This window comes from Spirosoma montaniterrae (assembly GCF_001988955.1).
Classification (GTDB): domain Bacteria; phylum Bacteroidota; class Bacteroidia; order Cytophagales; family Spirosomataceae; genus Spirosoma; species Spirosoma montaniterrae.
Genome location: NZ_CP014263.1, coordinates 1,757,179 through 1,773,218, shown reverse-complemented (window position 1 = coordinate 1,773,218; position 16,040 = coordinate 1,757,179). Strand labels below are relative to the sequence as shown.

Below are 16,040 nucleotides of genomic sequence, written 5' to 3'. Positions count from 1 at the left end.
GTATATGCATGACCTAACCGAAATTGTTTGAGCCACTGACCCATCCCCTATGGTACGATCAGTGGCTCAAGTAACTAAAAAGACAACGAATTGCACAGGTCGTTTAGTCTACCGGCGCGTCAACTTCGCCAATGGGTTCGGACGATTCATCCAAACCGGTTCCCTCCTCGCCTTCTTCCTGCCTGATCTTTGTGACCGACGAAATCTCGTCTCCATCACGCAAACTAATCAGGCGAACCCCCTGCGTGTTGCGACCAATGACGCTGATGGCCGACACGGGCGTGCGAATGGCAATGCCCGATTTGTTGATGATCATCAGATCATCGTTGTCGGCTACGTCGAGTACGGCCACTAACCGACCCACTTTTTCCGTTACTTTCAGCGTACCCACGCCCTTGGCACCCCGGTTGGTGATCCGGTATTCGTCGATGTCGGACCGTTTGCCATAGCCTTTTTCGGAAACCACCAGCAACTGCGCGTCCGGCGAACTGATGCATACCATACCAATAACATGGTCGGTTGGATCGTCTTCATCGAGCGAGATACCCCGGACACCAGCGGCTGTACGCCCCATCGGACGCACCCGGCTTTCATGGAAACGGGCGGCTTTCCCGGCACTCGACGCGATGACGATGTGATTGTCGCCATTGGTCAGGCACACGCCGATGAGCTGATCATCCTCATCAATCGTAATGGCGATGATGCCGTTCTGGCGGGGTCGCGAGAACGCTTCGAGCATGGTTTTCTTAATCGTACCCTGCCGCGTACACATCACAATGTAGTTATTGTTGATGTAGTCTTCGTTCTTCAGGTCGGTTACGTTGATTACCGCCCGGACTTTATCATCGGATTCGATGTTGATAAAATTGGCTAACGGACGCCCTTTCGAGATGCGCGAGCCTTCGGGCAGTTCGTAGACCGGCAACCAGTACAGCCGCCCTTTCTGGGTAAACGCCAGCAGCGTATTGTGCATGGTGGCCGTAAAGAGGTGCTCGGTAAAATCTTCCTCTTTGGTAGCAGCGGCCTTCGCCCCCACTCCTCCCCGACCCTGCGCCCGGTACTCGGTCGTTGGCGTACGTTTAATATAGCCCTCGTGCGAGATTGTAATCACCATGTCTTCGTCGGCAATCAGCGAGAGATCGCTGATGTTGCCATCGCCGAGCGGGTTGATCTGGGTCCGGCGCGGGTCGCCGTAGCGGGCGCGAATGTCGGCAAGTTCATCTTTGATAACCTGCCGCTTCCGCTCTTCACTCGCCAGAATGGCTTTCAGGTCGGTAATCTCAGCCATCAGCTCGTCGTACTCAGCCTGTAGCTTATCACGCTCGAGACCGGTCAGGCGTTGCAGGCGCATCTCCAGAATCGCTTTCGCCTGCACGTCACTCAGGCTAAACTGATCCATCAGGCCGGTTTTGGCAATCTCCGCATCACGCGATGAGCGAATCAGGTTAATCACGGCATCAATGTGATCGAGCGCGATGAGCAGCCCTTCGAGGATGTGTGCCCGTTTCTCGGCTTCACGGAGTTCGTACTGGGTTCGGCGGGTAACAACCTCAAAGCGGTGTTCGACATAATACCGCATCATGTCTTTCAGGTTCAGCACCATCGGACGCCCTTTCACGAGCGCGACGTTGTTGATGCTGAACGACGATTGCAGGGCCGTATGCTTGTAGAGATTGTTCAGGACAACGTTCGCGATGGCATCTTTTCGCAGGTCATACACGACCCGCAGCCCGTCGCGGTCCGACTCATCCCGGAAGGCCGAAATACCTTCTATCTTCTTCTCATTGATCAGATCGGCGGTCTTCTCGAGCATCACCGCCTTATTGACCATGTACGGAATATCCGAGACGATGATCTGCGTTTTGCCCCGGTTTTCTTCGATGGTGGCGTTGGCCCGGATCACAACCCGGCCCCGGCCCGTTTTAAAGGCCGACTTCACCCCTTCCATGCCGTAGATGGTGCCGCCCGTCGGGAAGTCGGGAGCCTTCACATACTGCATCAGTTCCTCAACGGTGATGTCGTTATTGTCGAGATAAGCGGTAATACCATCCACTACTTCCGTGAGGTTGTGTGGGGCCATGTTGGTAGCCATTCCCACGGCAATTCCCGACGAACCGTTGAGCAACAGATTGGGCAGTCGGCCCGGCATCACACTCGGTTCTTCGAGCGAATCATCGAAGTTGGGCTGAAAATCAACCGTTTCTTTGTAGATATCCGTCAGCAGTTCCTCGGCAATCCGCTTCAGACGCGCTTCGGTATACCGCATGGCCGCCGGCGAATCGCCATCGATGGAGCCGAAGTTACCCTGCCCGTCTACAAGCGGATACCGCAGCGACCAGTCCTGAGCCATGCGGACCATTGTATCATAGACCGACGAGTCGCCGTGGGGGTGGTATTTACCAAGTACTTCGCCGACGATACGGGCTGATTTTTTGTGTGGTTTGTTGTAATTGACGCCCAGTTCAGCCATTCCAAAGAGCACCCGGCGGTGTACGGGCTTCAGGCCGTCGCGCACGTCGGGCAGGGCACGGGAAATAATAACCGACATTGAATAGTCAATGTAGGCACCGCGCATTTCGTCCTCAATGTTAATGGGAATGATGTTACTGGGCGATTCGAGGTCGGGAGTTTCTTCCGCCATTATGACAAGGGGTTTCGCAAAAAATTACAATTCAGACGCGTCTGTTGGCTACACGCCACGTTGTAGACAAATATACAAAAAATTCGGGATATATGAAAACGAATCAGCAAATGGACGCAAAAGAGCGTTATCTCAACAAATCGCGGGTCGTCATACGGCTTGTCCGCGTCTGGTTTACACCGATACTATATTCTATCTGAAATACAATTCTATTTCAAGCATAAGATACCCGTTTCAACTACTTACGAACACTGCTTTTCGCGTTCGGCTGCCGCCTGCACGTCACCGACCGATGCCCCCCGCTGCCAGGCATCGCAGGCAGCCCGGACGTTACCACCGGCCCGCTCGGCCATACCGATATAATAATACAGCGCATCGACCGCCGGGTCGAGCGACTCGGCCCGGCGAAACGCCGTCAGGGCCTGAGCAGGCTTTTGCTGCTGTAGGTAGTAGACACCCTGGGTTCGATACGCCCACGCGTTGTTATCGTCGCGCCGGAGCGATTCTTCGATCAGGGGCAGGGCCTCGCCAGGGCGGTTGAGCATCAGCAGCAGGTACGCTTTGTTATTGAGATAATACGGTTGATTAGGCTGCATCGCCAGTGCCCGCTCCACAAAAGCCAGTGCCTCGGCATACTGCCCCCGACGGGCCATGAGCAGGCTTTGGTTGTTCAGAGCGGCATCCTGTTTCGGGTTGAGCCGGAGTGCTTCGCGGATATCCTGTTCGGCAGGTTCATAGGCTTTCTGACCGAAAAACAAAGCTCCCCGGTTGGTCAGGGCTTCTACGTTTTTGGGGTCGAGTTGCAGGGCGCGGTCGTAGGCGGCCTGTGCGGGGGCGGGCTGATTCAGGCGCACGTAGGTATCGGCCAGCCGCACCTGATAAAACGACGAGTCGGCGTATTCACGGGCAATGCGCTGTAAATCAGCCAGGCTACCAGTAACATCACCTGTTTCGAGCCGCACTTCAGCCCGGTTCAGGTAGGCTGCCCCAAAATCAGGATCGGTGTCGATGGCGCGGGTGTAGTCGGCTAAGGCACCCTCGCGGTCATCGTTGCGGAATTTAGCTAACCCCCGATTGTTGTAGGCATCGGCAAAGTCGGGCTTTTTGTCGAGTGCTTCGGTATAGAACCGAATGGCTTCGCGGTACTCCCGCTTCTGAAGCTGCACGTTCCCCCGCAGAAAAAACTGAGCCGCTTCATCGTTGTCTCGCCTGCAACTACTAATGAAAAGTGAAAAATGAAAAGTGAAAAGTGCCAGTAGCACAAAACTGGCGTGCACACTACCTATTTTTGTGGTCTGCCTATTCATTAGCCTGCTGTTACCCCTCCCCTCACTCATACGATCATTCTTCATTTTTCACTTTTCATTTTTCACTAAAAAATGCGTTACGTACAGGATATTCCCAACCCGCAATTCAAGATTGGCTTGTATGCCTGGAATGGCAAATATATTGTCAAAATCGAAGCAGGCCCGTATGAGCAGACGTATAAAATCAGCGAACTGGACGTTAGCAGTGCCGACGAGGTGCTGCTACTGCTCGATGAGCCGTTTCTGAGCCGGGTGGCCGGACGGTTTCGGGATATGGACCTGGATTGGCAACAAAGTGCTGACCGGCATGGTGTGCTATAACCAATCGTTATACCTTATTACTAAATCACCCCCCACCCCGGAACTGAAGCCCTGCGGTTTTTGCTTATACTTGCACCTGAAAAAACGATTTGATCGCCGGACTTGTTCTCCGGCGTTTCGTTTAGTATTTCAGACTATTAATTCTATAGACTTTATACTATATGTCTATCCAGATCAGCGACAAGGTCAGTGCAGCGGCCCGGCGCGACATTCTCGACCTCGACCAGAAAATTAATTCGTTTCAATCGGGCAGCATTGCCGATGAAGCCTTCCGAAAATTCAGGCTTACGCGGGGCGTGTATGGACAGCGGCAACCGGGCGTACAGATGATTCGGATCAAACTGCCCCACGGTCGCATCACTGCCGACCAGCTTATCCGCATTGCCGATCTGTCGGATAAATACGCGACGGGCAACCTGCACGCCACCACCCGGCAGGATATTCAGCTTCACTTCGTAAAACTCGCCGACTCGCCCCGGCTTTGGGCCGAACTCGAAGACGCGGGCATAACCCTGAAAGAAGCCTGTGGCAATACCGTCAGAAACGTGACGGGTTCGGCCCGCGCCGGTGTCGACCCCGACGAGCCGTTCGACATTACCCCCTACGCCTACGCCATTTTCGACTACTTCCTGCGTAATCCGATTTGTCAGGACATGGGCCGCAAGTTCAAGATTTCGGTCTCATCGAGCGAAAAGGATTCGGCCTATGGGTATATGCACGACGTAGGTCTGGTACCCCGCATCCGCCAGAACGACGATGGCACCGAAACGCGGGGCTTCAAAGTGATGCTGGGCGGTGGCTTGGGCGCACAGCCTTTCCCGGCCCAGACGGCCTTTGAGTTTCTGGACGAAGAGCGGGTGATTCCGTTCATCGAGGGTGTTATTCGCGTATTCGACCGCTACGGCGAACGCCAGAAACGCCATAAAGCCCGGATGAAATACCTCCTCAACGACATCGGCTTAGACGAGCTGCTCCGGCGCGTAGAAGACGAAACACCAGCCTTGAAAACCAAACAGTTTTCAGTGATGAGTGCCACAACGGACGTTACGGACGTTGATGAGCAATCAACGGTGAGTAATGATCCTCATTCGACCCCGTCCACCTCACCAGTTGGTGTCCACTCATCACTCATCACTCATCAACATCCGTTGCGGCACTCATCACTAAAATACGACGCCTGGCTGAAAACCAATGTCTTCGAGCAAAAGCAGTCGGGCTGGTATGCCGTGCAGTTGCGGGTGTTGCTGGGCGACATGCATTCGGATACGGCGCGGGCACTGGCGCAGGTCGTGAAGCAGTATGCCGCCGATGATATCCGCGTAACGGTGAATCAGGGGTATCTGCTGCGGTTTGTGCGGCCCGAACACCTGCCCGCCGTTTTCGACGCCCTCGACGCGCTGGGGCTGGCCGAACCGGGCTTCGACACCACCGCCGACATTACGACCTGCCCCGGCACCGACACCTGCAACCTCGCCATTTCGAGCAGCTACGGCATCACAAGGGCGTTGGAAACCATGATGCGCGAGGAGTTTCCCGACATCATTTACAACAACGACATCAAAATCAAGATTTCGGGTTGTATGAACGGCTGCGGTCAGCATTCGGTAGCCAACATCGGCTTCCACGGCTCGTCGCTCAAAAACGGAGCCTACGTGCTGCCTGCCCTACAGGTGCTGCTGGGTGGCGGTTTCAACGGCAAAGGCGAAGGGCTGATTGCCGACAAGGTGATTAAAGTACCCAGCAAACGCGGGCCTGACGTATTACGGTCGCTGCTGCGCGATTTTGAGACCAACGCCTTCGAGGACGAATACTACAGCGACTACTACGCCCGGCAGGGGAAAAACTATTTTTATCAGCTACTGAAACCGCTGGCCGACCTCAAAACGCTGATCGACAGCGATTACATCGACTGGGACCATACGGAAGCGTATGTAACGGAGGTGGGCGTTGGCGAGTGCGCCAGCGTACTGATCGACCTTGTGGCAACAACCCTGACCGAAGCCGCCGAAAAACTCGGCTGGGCCAATGAAGCCCTCGCCGACAGCCGCTGGGCCGACGCGCTCTACCACGCCTACAACGTGTTCATTACGAGCGCGAAAGCCGGGCTGATGAGTCGCGACGTACCAACCAACACCCAACACGGCATCGTAAACGATTTCGACCGGACGTTTGCGGGCGAAGCGGATTTTCATACCGAAGAAGGCGAATTTAAAACGCTGGTATTCAGCATCAACAAACAGGAACCGTCGGAAGCCTTCGCCCGCCGGTTTGTGGCGCAGGCCGCGCAGTTCCATCAAGCCGTAGAAACCTGGCGCGAAACCCGGATTGCCCTCGAAGGCACCCCCGAATTACACGAATTAGTACAGGCGCAGGATAGCTAATGGTTGAGTGATTGAGTGGTTGAATGATTGAATGAGACTATCGCACACCATTCAACCACTCAATCATTCAACCACTCAATCATTCAATCATTCAACATGAAACTCACACTTGTAGGAGCCGGGCCGGGTGACCCGGATTTGATAACGGTAAAGGGAATCAAGGCGTTACGCACTGCCGACGTGGTGATGTATGACGCACTGGTATCGCCCGAACTGCTCGAGTACTGCCGCCCCGACGCGCTGAAGGTGTATGTGGGCAAACGACGGGGGGCGTATTCGTGTATGCAGGAAGACATTAACCCACTAATTGTGCATTATGCCCGGCACTACGGCCACGTAGTGCGGCTGAAAGGGGGCGACTCGTTCGTGTTCGGGCGCGGCTACGAAGAAGTGGCGTACGCCCGGCAACATGGCCTCTTGGTCGATGTGGTGCCGGGGCTATCGAGCAGTTATGCCGTACCGGCCTCGGCGGGGGTGCCGCTTACAACGCGCGGCCTGTCGGAGAGTTTCTGGGTCGTGACGGGTACAACCAAAGACGGCAAGCTCTCGGCTGATTTACAGTTAGCCGCCCAATCGTCGGCCACGGTGGTGGTGCTGATGGGTATGCACAAACTCCCGGCAATCATGGCCGCTTTTACCAACGCCGGTAAAGCCCACACGCCCGTTGCCATTATCCAGAACGGCACCCTCCCTGAACAACGTACCGTAGTTGGCCGCGTAGACACGATTGTTGACCGTACCGAACAGGCGGGCATCGATAACCCGGCCATCATTGTAATCGGCGAAGTGGCCGGACTTCCGAACGTCACGGAGCATGTCACAGCCCATGTAAATCAGAGCGGTTTATAACCTCGTGCCGCCTTAGCATTGGTCTCAACTGCGACAAGCTATAAAACCGGCTTTTCAGGGTGTAGCCCTGCGTGTACCGTTTCACTGTACGGCGCAGCGGCTTCACGTCGCCCCGTGCCGTAAATCGATAAAGCTGCCCTTTCTCGTCAAAAAAATAGGTAGGATATCCGTCAATATCCCACACTCGTTGAACAGCTTTTTGTAGCTGCACATACCGTTTAATTAATTTGGCAGGCATAAATTTGTGCGTGTCATGCCAATCCTTTTTCTTTATCAAAGCAGTCAGCAACACCACAAAACAAATCAATATTACAGAACTATTGTTAACTCATTATCAACTGTTTGTAGTTCCGTAGTTTTGCGTACAATGATTTGTTGGGCGGACGGTTCAAAAAGTGCTTCAACGTCCAGTGTCCGGGCGACAGGGTGCAGGCCGCAAGGTCGGGCCGGTGGCTTCAACATCCAGCTTCTGGTTGACAAGGTAAACGCCCCTGTTAGTCAAGTGTTTGACTTCATAGTCTGGCTCCCTGGCGACAGGGTAAACGCCCCGGTAGGGACAGTTGATTTGACACGGTAAAATCGGATTTCGTGCGTTGTCCGCTTCTCGCTCGGTGGGCAAAAATCAGACCGAACATTAGATAAGGAAATTGATATGAATATTCACGCAATTATTCACGAACAGATTGAATGGGACGGCACAGCCAAATCATTTCAACTTAAAGCTAATGATAGCATTGGGGATTTATGGGTTGCTTTTCCCAATGAGTATTCACATAGGAGAAGAGGGCCTTTCTACTTTATGGACCAAGAGTACGAGACTATATTCCATTCCAAAGAATCATCATGTCGTCAGGTAAAGATTTCGGCAAATAATTTTTATAAAATAGGCTCTGAATATATCTTCAAGACTACTTGGCAAAGAGTTCCAACACAAAGGGGAGAACTGACATACTACGCTTTATACCTACCTGAGTTTGCCGTACCAACCAATGTAAATGTTACCGACGCACGAAGTGAAGGGAGAGAGTTTACAAAGAATGTTTTTAGAGATGATGACAAGCACAGATTTGTCGTTTACGTAGAATGCACTTCCCGCTATGGGTTCTTTGATTTCAATATAAACTGTAGATTTCATGAGCGACAAGTCTTTTTTTCTCATGCTGAGTACAATGACTATAAAACTGTTCCTTTTTATGGTCATCTAAACGCTTGGAAATGGTTGGCTTCTGACGATGAAGTTGAACAGATAGAACAAGTTTTTGTAACCAACCATTATCACAATAATATGGGAGACCAATATCATGTGAATCAAGCAGGCGCAGTTGGCCCAAATTCTTCGGCAAGCGGTAATACGTTCAATCAAATGAACAACCCTCTCGCCGACAATCTAAATTATGAACAGTTGGCAGAAGAACTGTCCTTACTGCGCCAAGCCTTGTTGCCTAATGCTACCTCACCAGAACATTACCAAGCTATTGGAGAAGTCGCAAATGCTGAACTCGCAGCCAAAGAAAAGAATGGCAGCAAACTGATAAAGCATTTGACCGCAGCAGGTAAGTGGGTTTTCGACTTTGCCACAAAAGTAGGAACAAGCGTTGTAACTGATCTAATAAAGAGTCAGATGTGATTGTATGTACTGTGTTTCACTCCGCATGGGCGGGGATTCGGGCGACAGGAAGCGGGCCGCAAGGTTGAGCGAACAGCCCAACGAAGCCATGTGTGTAAAGGTCTTGCGTTCATGCGTTCAGGTAACTAACTTGCTCACCATCAACACATGGGGGCGTTGGGTGGCCCGTCCAAGCATTTGGCTTGTGCGTATTCGGTTTTCCGTGTGACAGGTCGCACGGCTCAGGGGCCGTCGGGCTGCGTGTGGGCCGTTTTTCGGGCGACAAAGCGCACGCCTGAGTGAATCAAGTGGTGGGCTTTCATTTCCGTCGTTCGGCTGACAGTCCGCACGCCCCTGTTGGGCAAGTTCAGGCTCCCATTTTCAAGCTCCGTGCGACAATAGGCACTTTGAGTTTAGTAACAAAATGAGTTAATCAGCTTCTGAGATACACAGAGTTCGTCTCAATAAACGATAAAACCAGACCATATTTATGATAGCCGACTTTTATTTAATGACCACCAAAAATCTTGGCAATTTCTTGCAATCTATTGCGAATGCACAAGCCCCTCCCAAATTCACCACTAAGTTTTTAGAGCAACTTGGCTTTAAAAGTACAAGTGATAGGCTATTGATAAAAATGTTGAAGGGTCTCGGTTTTATAGATAATAATAGCGTTCCAACTGATCGTTATTTCCAGTTTTTGGATAGCTCCCAATCAAAATTTATACTTGCGGATAGTATTCGTGAAGCCTTCGGCGATTTATTTCAATTGAATATTAGAGCAAATGAGATGACTATAAGCGATATAAAAAACAAATTAAAGACAATACTTCAAGGTAAAGCATCAGATAAAATTCTACAATTGACCGCGAACACTTTTAAGGCGTTATGTGAGATAGCAGATTTCACGCAAACTAAAAACTTAGTCAAACAAGAGCCAGAGGTCAAGATAAATCAAGAAGAAAAAAGCAAAAATTCTTACAATCCAATCTTTGAGCAACACGATTTACAGCCTTTAGTAAACAAGTCTATAAATACAGAACTTCATTATAATATTCAGATTCACCTACCCGAAACTAAAGATATAGCTGTTTATGATGCAATTTTTGAGAGCTTAAAACGACATCTTTTATGAATACTGACCCAATATATAATTTTGCCTTTAGAGGTCTCTTAACGTTAAATGCTCTTGAAAAAACCTCTTGCATTAGGAAGCGAACGTTTACTGCACAAGAGGGTCAAGAAATAATCAATAGTTTGGGTATTAATGAGCTTGATGAAGACTTGGTAAAGACCGCCCGGAAAATGGCAATCGTCTATACAGGTGTAAGCGCCTTCGAAAACACGGTTAGAAAATTTGTAGCAAACGTACTCTTAGAAAATCATGGTGAGAATTGGTGGGAACTGAAAGTAATGGAAGGTATTAAGAAAAAGGCAGAATCCAGACGGCTCGAGGAGAGTAAAATACGTTGGCATACCCCAAGAGGGGATTCCATTATTAACTACACGGAGTTTGGTGACTTGTTTATTATCATCAAAAATAACTGGATTGACTTTCAACCTTATATAATTTCCCAAGAGTGGGCTGAACAGATAATAAGAACGATTGAAAGATCCCGAAACGTAATTATGCACAGTGGGGAGTTGGTTGATCAAGACATAGAGAGGATAGGAATGTTTATCAGAGACTGGATTAAACAGGTTGGGGCATGACTTTTGACACAAAATATAAATACTTATTTACGCTGAAAATCAATCACTTGAATGTCAACAGTCAACACCTTTTGCATATTTTGACATGAAAAAGAAATTTATTTCTTATACCCTTAAAAGGAAAGAGGGTTTGCGGTGAGCTGTGGTTCCGCTCTGCGCTGCCATCGTTCGGGCGACAGGTTGCTCGCCTGCGGAGCCAAGTTGAGGACATCCCAATGCCAGCGGGGAGCGTGGGTTCATCAAGTGGTTGCAAGTCAGCATCTTGTCGACAGGTAGCGCGTTCCAGAGGTCAAGTCTTTGCTCGTTCGGCGGGGTGCGGCTCATACCAGAAACGCCCCGCTTGGGTGGCCCTTTTTAGCTAACTTTACCCCATGGACTTGTACAATGATAACGAGCGGTTCATTCCCCTCGTCTCCGATTATGGTTTCAACGTTACCTTTGGCAACGAATCCGATACCCGCTTTTTGAGAAAAGCTCTACAGGCTCTGATCAACTCACCTGTAGGAATTAATCAGGTCACGTTTATCCAGAACGAAATTAAAGGTGTAACCCGCGACAGTCGAAGCGGGATTTATGACCTATTTTGTAAGGACGAGCGAGGCAATCAGTTCATCGTCGAAATGCAGTTGAGTGAGTACCCGGAGTTTATTCAACGCATGAAATTTTACGCGTTCTATCGGTTGAACACGCTAATTCGGAAAGGTGATTACGAGTTTGACGACTTGCCTAAAATCTATTGCATCGGCATTTTATCAGTCAGTATTTTTTCGCACGTTGCTGACTATCATAACGTTGCTGTTCTAAAGAATCAGCATAACGAACTGATAGACGAGCAGATGACGTTTATCACAGTAGAGTTAGGCAAGTTCACCAAGGGCTTGGTTGAAATTGAAAGCGACTTGGATAAACTGATTTACACGATGAAGACGATCCATGAAGTGAGTGAACCAACGCAGTTTCCGGCGTTCTGGAATGAGGAGTGGTTGCAGGTGGCGATTCAGGAGTTGGACAAGCGGGCGTTGACGCCAGAGCAGCGGTTGAGCTACGAAATGACAATATCGGCTAATGCACTGGCGGTCAAGAACGAGCAAAGGAAGATTCAGAAGATCAAAACAAAAGCTGTTGCAAGAGCACTCAATCGTGGCAAACTCACCATTGAAGAAATAGCGGAGGATAATGACGTTTCTGTTGATTTTGTGCTCCAAGTTCAGCAAGAATTGGCTTCTAACAAGTAATAAGTGCGACAGGTTGGCGGGGTGCGGCTCACACCAGAAACGCCCCGCTTGGGCAGGTCAGGTACGCAACGTTTTCAGCGAATAGACATTGTGCATTGAACGCGTATGAAATTATTAGTCGTTGAAGACGAACCCAAAACGCTCCAGGCCATTCGGCAGGGGCTGGAAGAAAGTCAGTTCGAGGTCGATATAGCGTATGATGGGCTGCTGGCCAAACGGCTGGCCCTGAAAACCAATTACGCAGCCATTATAACCGACCTGATTCTGCCGGGTATCAACGGCTACGAACTGTGTCGCCAGTTGCGGGCGGAGGGGCTGACAACGCCTATTCTGATGCTGACGGCACTGGGTGAAACGAATGATAAAATTATGGGCTTCGACTCAGGAGCCGACCAATACCTGACCAAACCCTTTCAGTTTGCCGAATTGCTGGCGCGGGTCCGTTCGCTCACCAAACGGGGAACGCAGGTGTCGATGACGGCCCAGATGCTTCGTTACGGCGGGGTTGAGATGAACTTAGATACCAAGACCGTTACCCGCGATGGTCAGCCCATCGACCTCACGGCCCGCGAGTTTGCCCTGCTCGAATACCTCATGCGAAACCAGGGGCGGGTGCTGTCGAAACCGACTATCGCCGAACAGGTCTGGGGCATCAACTTCGATTCGGGCACCAATGTCGTAGAGGTCTATATCAACTACCTGCGAAAGAAGCTCGACCGGGATTTTCCGAAAAAGCTCATTCATACTCAATTTGGCATGGGCTACACGTTTAAGGAGGAATAAGCCCTGACCCGACGGATCGACTATGACCATTCGTGATCGCCTGACCCTGCGCTTTACGGTTCTGGTGTCCAGCATCCTGCTGCTGGCGTTCGTGAGTATCTATGCCTTCTGCTCGTATTTTATCGCGCAGGATTTTTACCGAAGACTCGACCGGAAAGCCGCTACCACGGGTGAAATGCTTATTCGACACCGGTTTGATGCCGACCTCATTCGGCAACTCAGCCGCATCCGGCGCGACCAGTTACCGAACCAGAACATACTAACCTTCGACGGGCGTGATTCGCTGGTCTTTTCCTCCCACGAATCCCACCCCCTCACCATTACGCCATCGGTACTGGCCGACATCCGCCAACGTAAACAAAAAGATTTTCGGCAGCACGGATATTACGTGTCGGCAAGTCGCTACCTCACGCCCGATGGTCAGTTTGTGGTAATAGCCAGTGCTCAGAACACATACGGCGATGCATTTCTCTGGCGGTTGCGGTGGGCACTGACGGCACTGTTTGGCCTGATTATCGGCGTGACGGCACTGGCCGGAAGGCTGTTTGCGGGCGATGCGCTGCGGCCCGTTCAGCAAATCGACCAGACACTCGCCCATATCTTTCCCAAAACCGCGACGAACGGCTGCGCGTGCGAACGCAACCCGACGAAATCAGCCGCCTGTCGGCAACGATCAACCGGCTGCTCGACCGGGTGGCCGAGTCATTTCTGATGCAGCGGCTGTTCGTTGCCAATGTGTCGCACGAGTTGAAGAACCCCCTCACCCAAATTAGTTCGCAGTTAGAAGTGAGTCTGCTGAATCAGCGCGAACCGGAGGTCTACCGGCAAACCATTCGTTCGGTGCTGGATGACGTGCGTCAGGTATCGGCCCTGACCCACGAACTGCTTCAACTCTCGCAGGTGAGCCAGGACGACGCAGCCGGTTTGCTTACCGATAGAATACGGGCCGACGAACTGGCGTGGGACATCCGCGACGAGGTGATGCGTATCAACCCACGCTACGGGGTGACGGTCGAGTTAGGGACGTTGCCCGAAGACCCTGACGGGCTGACGCTGCCGGGCAATAGACCCCTGCTGTATACGGCCCTGAAAAACCTGACCGAGAATGCCTGTAAATTTTCTGACGATGGTCACGCGCTCCTCCGCATTGGCTTTGCGCCAGCCAGCGTACAGATCGACATCCAGAACAATGGCCGACCCATACCCGATGCCGACCTGCCGTACATCTTCGAGCCGTTTTACCGAAGCCACCAGGCCGCCGACCGGGTGCGGGGTTACGGCGTGGGCCTGGCTTTGGTGGACCAGATTGTCCGGCTACATCGGGGCAGCATCGAGGTTGAGTCAGAGACCAGTACACTCACCCGGTTCAGGGTCAGGCTGCCGGGCTGATTTCAGGTTCTTCTAAGCAAATTCTAAGCCGTTTATCAGCAGAAATTAAGTCCGTCGAGCGACTTTTGGCCTATACCAAACGCTTGTTCGATGATGCTTTATCCCGTATGGCGAGCCTACTCCCCGTATTCTCCGTCATCTGCGCAGACGAGAAAACCCCGGAATCAGCCGAACCGGCCATTTGGCGATGAACCGCCCCGCCAACCCGACTGGCTGCTGATTATGGTAGGCATTCTGTTTCTACTGACTCTGCTGGTGGCCTGGCTTGCCGGCGTACCCGTACTGGACGACAACCTGTAAACGACTCATATCCATCGCATATGGGTAATAAGATCATTCTACAATTAGCTTTATGCGTTTGCTTTTCGTGCGGGTTTGCAGCCATTTCTGAATCCGGTAGCGTTCGGCGGGCGTGTGTCGGCGGGAGAATTTGGCGTATACCAGCATAACCGTATCGGGCCGGGTACTATTGGCGTTCATCACCAGCGACCGGGCCGCCGTGAAGGTCTGCACGTCGGGCATAAGCATTTTTAGTTCGTTGCGAAGGTCGGCCACAGGTAGCCGCGAGGTCTGGGTCAGCTCGATGTACCGGCGCAGGGAATCGATAGTCTGGTCTTTACGGGCAATAACCGACTGACTATATTGAATAACCTGCTCGGTAATGGTTGTCTTCAGCGCGTTTACATCAATGTCTTCATCCTTGAAGCTCCCCTGCCGCACCACCAGCCGGGTGTTGGTCAGGCCGTAGGGCGGCAGTTTCGAGCGGAGCAGGTCAACCGAATCCGGGGGCAGGGGTTCGCCCACCATCGTTAGCTCAAGTCTCGATTGATGGCGGTTGTATTGAGCTGCATAGCTGATTACCTGCCGGTACTGAAAGTTGCATTCGTTGGTCACGAACCGCTTGGCAGCCTGCTCAAAAATAGTTTTGCGAACAATCTGGTAGCCTAAGTACGTACTTGGCAGCAACACCACCAGCACTGCCGCCCAGATCGTCAGCCGCACGCGCCGTTCGATGGCAGCCGTAGGATAGGCTTTCTGATGATACCCCAGAAAACGCACAATCAGGAATGTAGCCAGACTGATGCAGATGCTGTTGATAAGAAACAGATAGAAGGCTCCGGCAAAATAGTAGCCGTTTCCGGTAGCTAAACCATAGCCCGCCGTACAGAGGGGCGGCATAAGAGCCGTAGCGATGGCAACACCCGGCACTACGTTCGTTACTTTCTCCCGGCGCGACCCGGCAACAATACCCGCCAGACCACCGAAGAAGGCAATGAACGTATCCCAGACGGAGGGCGAGGTACGGGCCAGCAGTTCAGACTGGGCAATGTGGAGCGGGCTGATAAGAAAGTATACCGTAGACGTCAACAAACTGATGAACACGGCGATGCCTAAGTTTTTCAGTGCCCGCCCGATCATGGCGAGGTCATTGATGCCCACCCCCAGCCCGACGCCCATGATTGGCCCCATTAGCGGAGAAATGAGCATGGCCCCGATGATGACAGCCGTGGAATTAACGTTCAGGCCAATGGAAGCAATGAAAATGGCGAAGATAAGGGTCCAGAGATTGATACCCCGGAACTCGATGCCCCGGCTAACAGACTGGATAACACCCGCTTCGTCGTCTTTGTCTTCGTCCAGACTGAAGCGGTCGCGCAGCAAATGACCGATGCGGGTCAGTACGTCGGTTTTGCGGCTCCGGGGCAGGTTTGGGTCGTCTACCAGCATAATTGGTACGTGCGTCTTAGAAGAGCGTTAACGATAGACGAATTTTAGGACATAATTAGACAAATCCTATAAAGTAGCTGGCTCTAA

15 protein-coding genes are annotated in these 16,040 nt (G+C 51.7%); 11 read left to right on the top strand and 4 right to left on the bottom strand.

Annotated elements, in window-relative coordinates; genetic code table 11:
- Positions 1–103: 103 nt before the first annotated feature.
- Positions 104–2,641, bottom strand: a complete 2,538-nt coding sequence (gyrA, locus tag AWR27_RS07795; protein ID WP_077130664.1) for a DNA gyrase subunit A — start codon at positions 2,639–2,641, stop codon at positions 104–106.
- Between the two features lie 242 nt (positions 2,642–2,883).
- Positions 2,884–3,918 carry a tetratricopeptide repeat protein gene (locus tag AWR27_RS07790; protein WP_418346618.1) on the bottom strand — a complete coding sequence of 345 codons (1,035 nt, stop codon included), beginning with the start codon at positions 3,916–3,918 and terminating at the stop codon, positions 2,884–2,886.
- 102 nt (positions 3,919–4,020) lie between these two features.
- Between AWR27_RS07790 and AWR27_RS07785 the strand changes: the two genes are divergently transcribed.
- The 3 genes from AWR27_RS07785 (at position 4,021) to cobA (ending at position 7,499) form a co-directional block, all read left to right on the top strand.
- On the top strand, positions 4,021–4,269 hold the full coding sequence (locus AWR27_RS07785) for a hypothetical protein (protein WP_077130663.1): 249 nt from the start codon (positions 4,021–4,023) through the stop codon (positions 4,267–4,269).
- A gap of 161 nt (positions 4,270–4,430) precedes the next feature.
- Entirely contained in the window at positions 4,431–6,650 is a 2,220-nt protein-coding gene (locus AWR27_RS07780) for a nitrite/sulfite reductase (RefSeq protein ID WP_077130662.1), read from the top strand.
- A gap of 96 nt (positions 6,651–6,746) precedes the next feature.
- Positions 6,747–7,499, top strand: a complete 753-nt coding sequence (gene cobA, locus AWR27_RS07775) for a uroporphyrinogen-III C-methyltransferase (protein ID WP_077130661.1) — start codon at positions 6,747–6,749, stop codon at positions 7,497–7,499.
- Here cobA and AWR27_RS07770 read toward each other — a convergent pair.
- Positions 7,468–7,737, bottom strand: coding sequence for a hypothetical protein (locus AWR27_RS07770; RefSeq protein ID WP_157579173.1), 270 nt, complete (start codon positions 7,735–7,737; stop codon positions 7,468–7,470). The two genes, cobA and AWR27_RS07770, sit on opposite strands and share 32 nt — an antisense overlap.
- A gap of 414 nt (positions 7,738–8,151) precedes the next feature.
- Here AWR27_RS07770 and AWR27_RS07765 point away from each other — a divergent pair, with 414 nt between their 5' ends.
- The 8 genes from AWR27_RS07765 (at position 8,152) to AWR27_RS07735 (ending at position 14,525) form a co-directional block, all read left to right on the top strand.
- On the top strand, positions 8,152–9,126 hold the full coding sequence (locus tag AWR27_RS07765) for a hypothetical protein (protein WP_077130660.1): 975 nt from the start codon (positions 8,152–8,154) through the stop codon (positions 9,124–9,126).
- 469 nt (positions 9,127–9,595) lie between these two features.
- A complete protein-coding gene (locus tag AWR27_RS07760; protein ID WP_077130659.1) occupies positions 9,596–10,240 on the top strand; it encodes a DUF5343 domain-containing protein in 645 nt (214 codons plus the stop codon).
- A complete protein-coding gene (locus tag AWR27_RS07755) occupies positions 10,237–10,818 on the top strand; it encodes a Swt1 family HEPN domain-containing protein (RefSeq protein WP_077130658.1) in 582 nt (193 codons plus the stop codon). Before AWR27_RS07760 ends, AWR27_RS07755 begins: the two co-directional genes overlap by 4 nt.
- Positions 10,819–11,189: 371 nt before the next feature.
- Positions 11,190–12,053 (top strand): Rpn family recombination-promoting nuclease/putative transposase, encoded by an 864-nt coding sequence (locus tag AWR27_RS07750; protein WP_077130657.1) that lies wholly within the window; start codon positions 11,190–11,192, stop codon positions 12,051–12,053.
- A 105-nt stretch (positions 12,054–12,158) separates the two neighbouring features.
- Complete coding sequence (locus tag AWR27_RS07745; RefSeq protein ID WP_077130656.1) at positions 12,159–12,836, top strand: response regulator transcription factor; 678 nt, start codon at positions 12,159–12,161, stop codon at positions 12,834–12,836.
- Positions 12,837–12,858: 22 nt separating this feature from the next.
- Positions 12,859–13,548 (top strand): hypothetical protein, encoded by a 690-nt coding sequence (locus AWR27_RS25725; RefSeq protein WP_232326004.1) that lies wholly within the window; start codon positions 12,859–12,861, stop codon positions 13,546–13,548.
- The gene (locus AWR27_RS25720; RefSeq protein ID WP_232326003.1) at positions 13,467–14,225 is read left to right on the top strand and encodes a sensor histidine kinase; all 759 of its coding nucleotides are present in this window, start codon (positions 13,467–13,469) and stop codon (positions 14,223–14,225) included. The genes AWR27_RS25725 and AWR27_RS25720 overlap by 82 nt, the downstream gene beginning before the upstream one ends.
- 90 nt (positions 14,226–14,315) lie before the next feature.
- Positions 14,316–14,525: a DUF4395 domain-containing protein gene (locus tag AWR27_RS07735; protein WP_077130655.1), complete on the top strand. Its 210-nt coding sequence runs from the start codon at positions 14,316–14,318 to the stop codon at positions 14,523–14,525.
- Between the two features lie 33 nt (positions 14,526–14,558).
- Here AWR27_RS07735 and AWR27_RS07730 read toward each other — a convergent pair whose 3' ends face one another.
- Complete coding sequence (locus AWR27_RS07730; RefSeq protein WP_077130654.1) at positions 14,559–15,953, bottom strand: DUF389 domain-containing protein; 1,395 nt, start codon at positions 15,951–15,953, stop codon at positions 14,559–14,561.
- Positions 15,954–16,040 lie beyond the last annotated feature (87 nt).

Excerpts from the sequence above, each read along its gene's own strand:
- gyrA (WP_077130664.1), bottom strand. The coding sequence starts at position 2,641 with ATGGCGGAAGAAACTCCCGACCTCGAATCGCCCAGTAACATCATTCCC.
- AWR27_RS07785 (WP_077130663.1), top strand. The coding sequence starts at position 4,021 with ATGCGTTACGTACAGGATATTCCCAACCCGCAATTCAAGATTGGCTTG.
- AWR27_RS07780 (WP_077130662.1), top strand. The coding sequence starts at position 4,431 with ATGTCTATCCAGATCAGCGACAAGGTCAGTGCAGCGGCCCGGCGCGAC.
- cobA (WP_077130661.1), top strand. The coding sequence starts at position 6,747 with ATGAAACTCACACTTGTAGGAGCCGGGCCGGGTGACCCGGATTTGATA.
- AWR27_RS07770 (WP_157579173.1), bottom strand. The coding sequence starts at position 7,737 with ATGCCTGCCAAATTAATTAAACGGTATGTGCAGCTACAAAAAGCTGTT.
- AWR27_RS07765 (WP_077130660.1), top strand. The coding sequence starts at position 8,152 with ATGAATATTCACGCAATTATTCACGAACAGATTGAATGGGACGGCACA.
- AWR27_RS07760 (WP_077130659.1), top strand. The coding sequence starts at position 9,596 with ATGATAGCCGACTTTTATTTAATGACCACCAAAAATCTTGGCAATTTC.
- AWR27_RS07755 (WP_077130658.1), top strand. The coding sequence starts at position 10,237 with ATGAATACTGACCCAATATATAATTTTGCCTTTAGAGGTCTCTTAACG.
- AWR27_RS07750 (WP_077130657.1), top strand. The coding sequence starts at position 11,190 with ATGGACTTGTACAATGATAACGAGCGGTTCATTCCCCTCGTCTCCGAT.
- AWR27_RS07745 (WP_077130656.1), top strand. The coding sequence starts at position 12,159 with ATGAAATTATTAGTCGTTGAAGACGAACCCAAAACGCTCCAGGCCATT.
- AWR27_RS25725 (WP_232326004.1), top strand. The coding sequence starts at position 12,859 with ATGACCATTCGTGATCGCCTGACCCTGCGCTTTACGGTTCTGGTGTCC.
- AWR27_RS07735 (WP_077130655.1), top strand. The coding sequence starts at position 14,316 with ATGATGCTTTATCCCGTATGGCGAGCCTACTCCCCGTATTCTCCGTCA.
- AWR27_RS07730 (WP_077130654.1), bottom strand. The coding sequence starts at position 15,953 with ATGCTGGTAGACGACCCAAACCTGCCCCGGAGCCGCAAAACCGACGTA.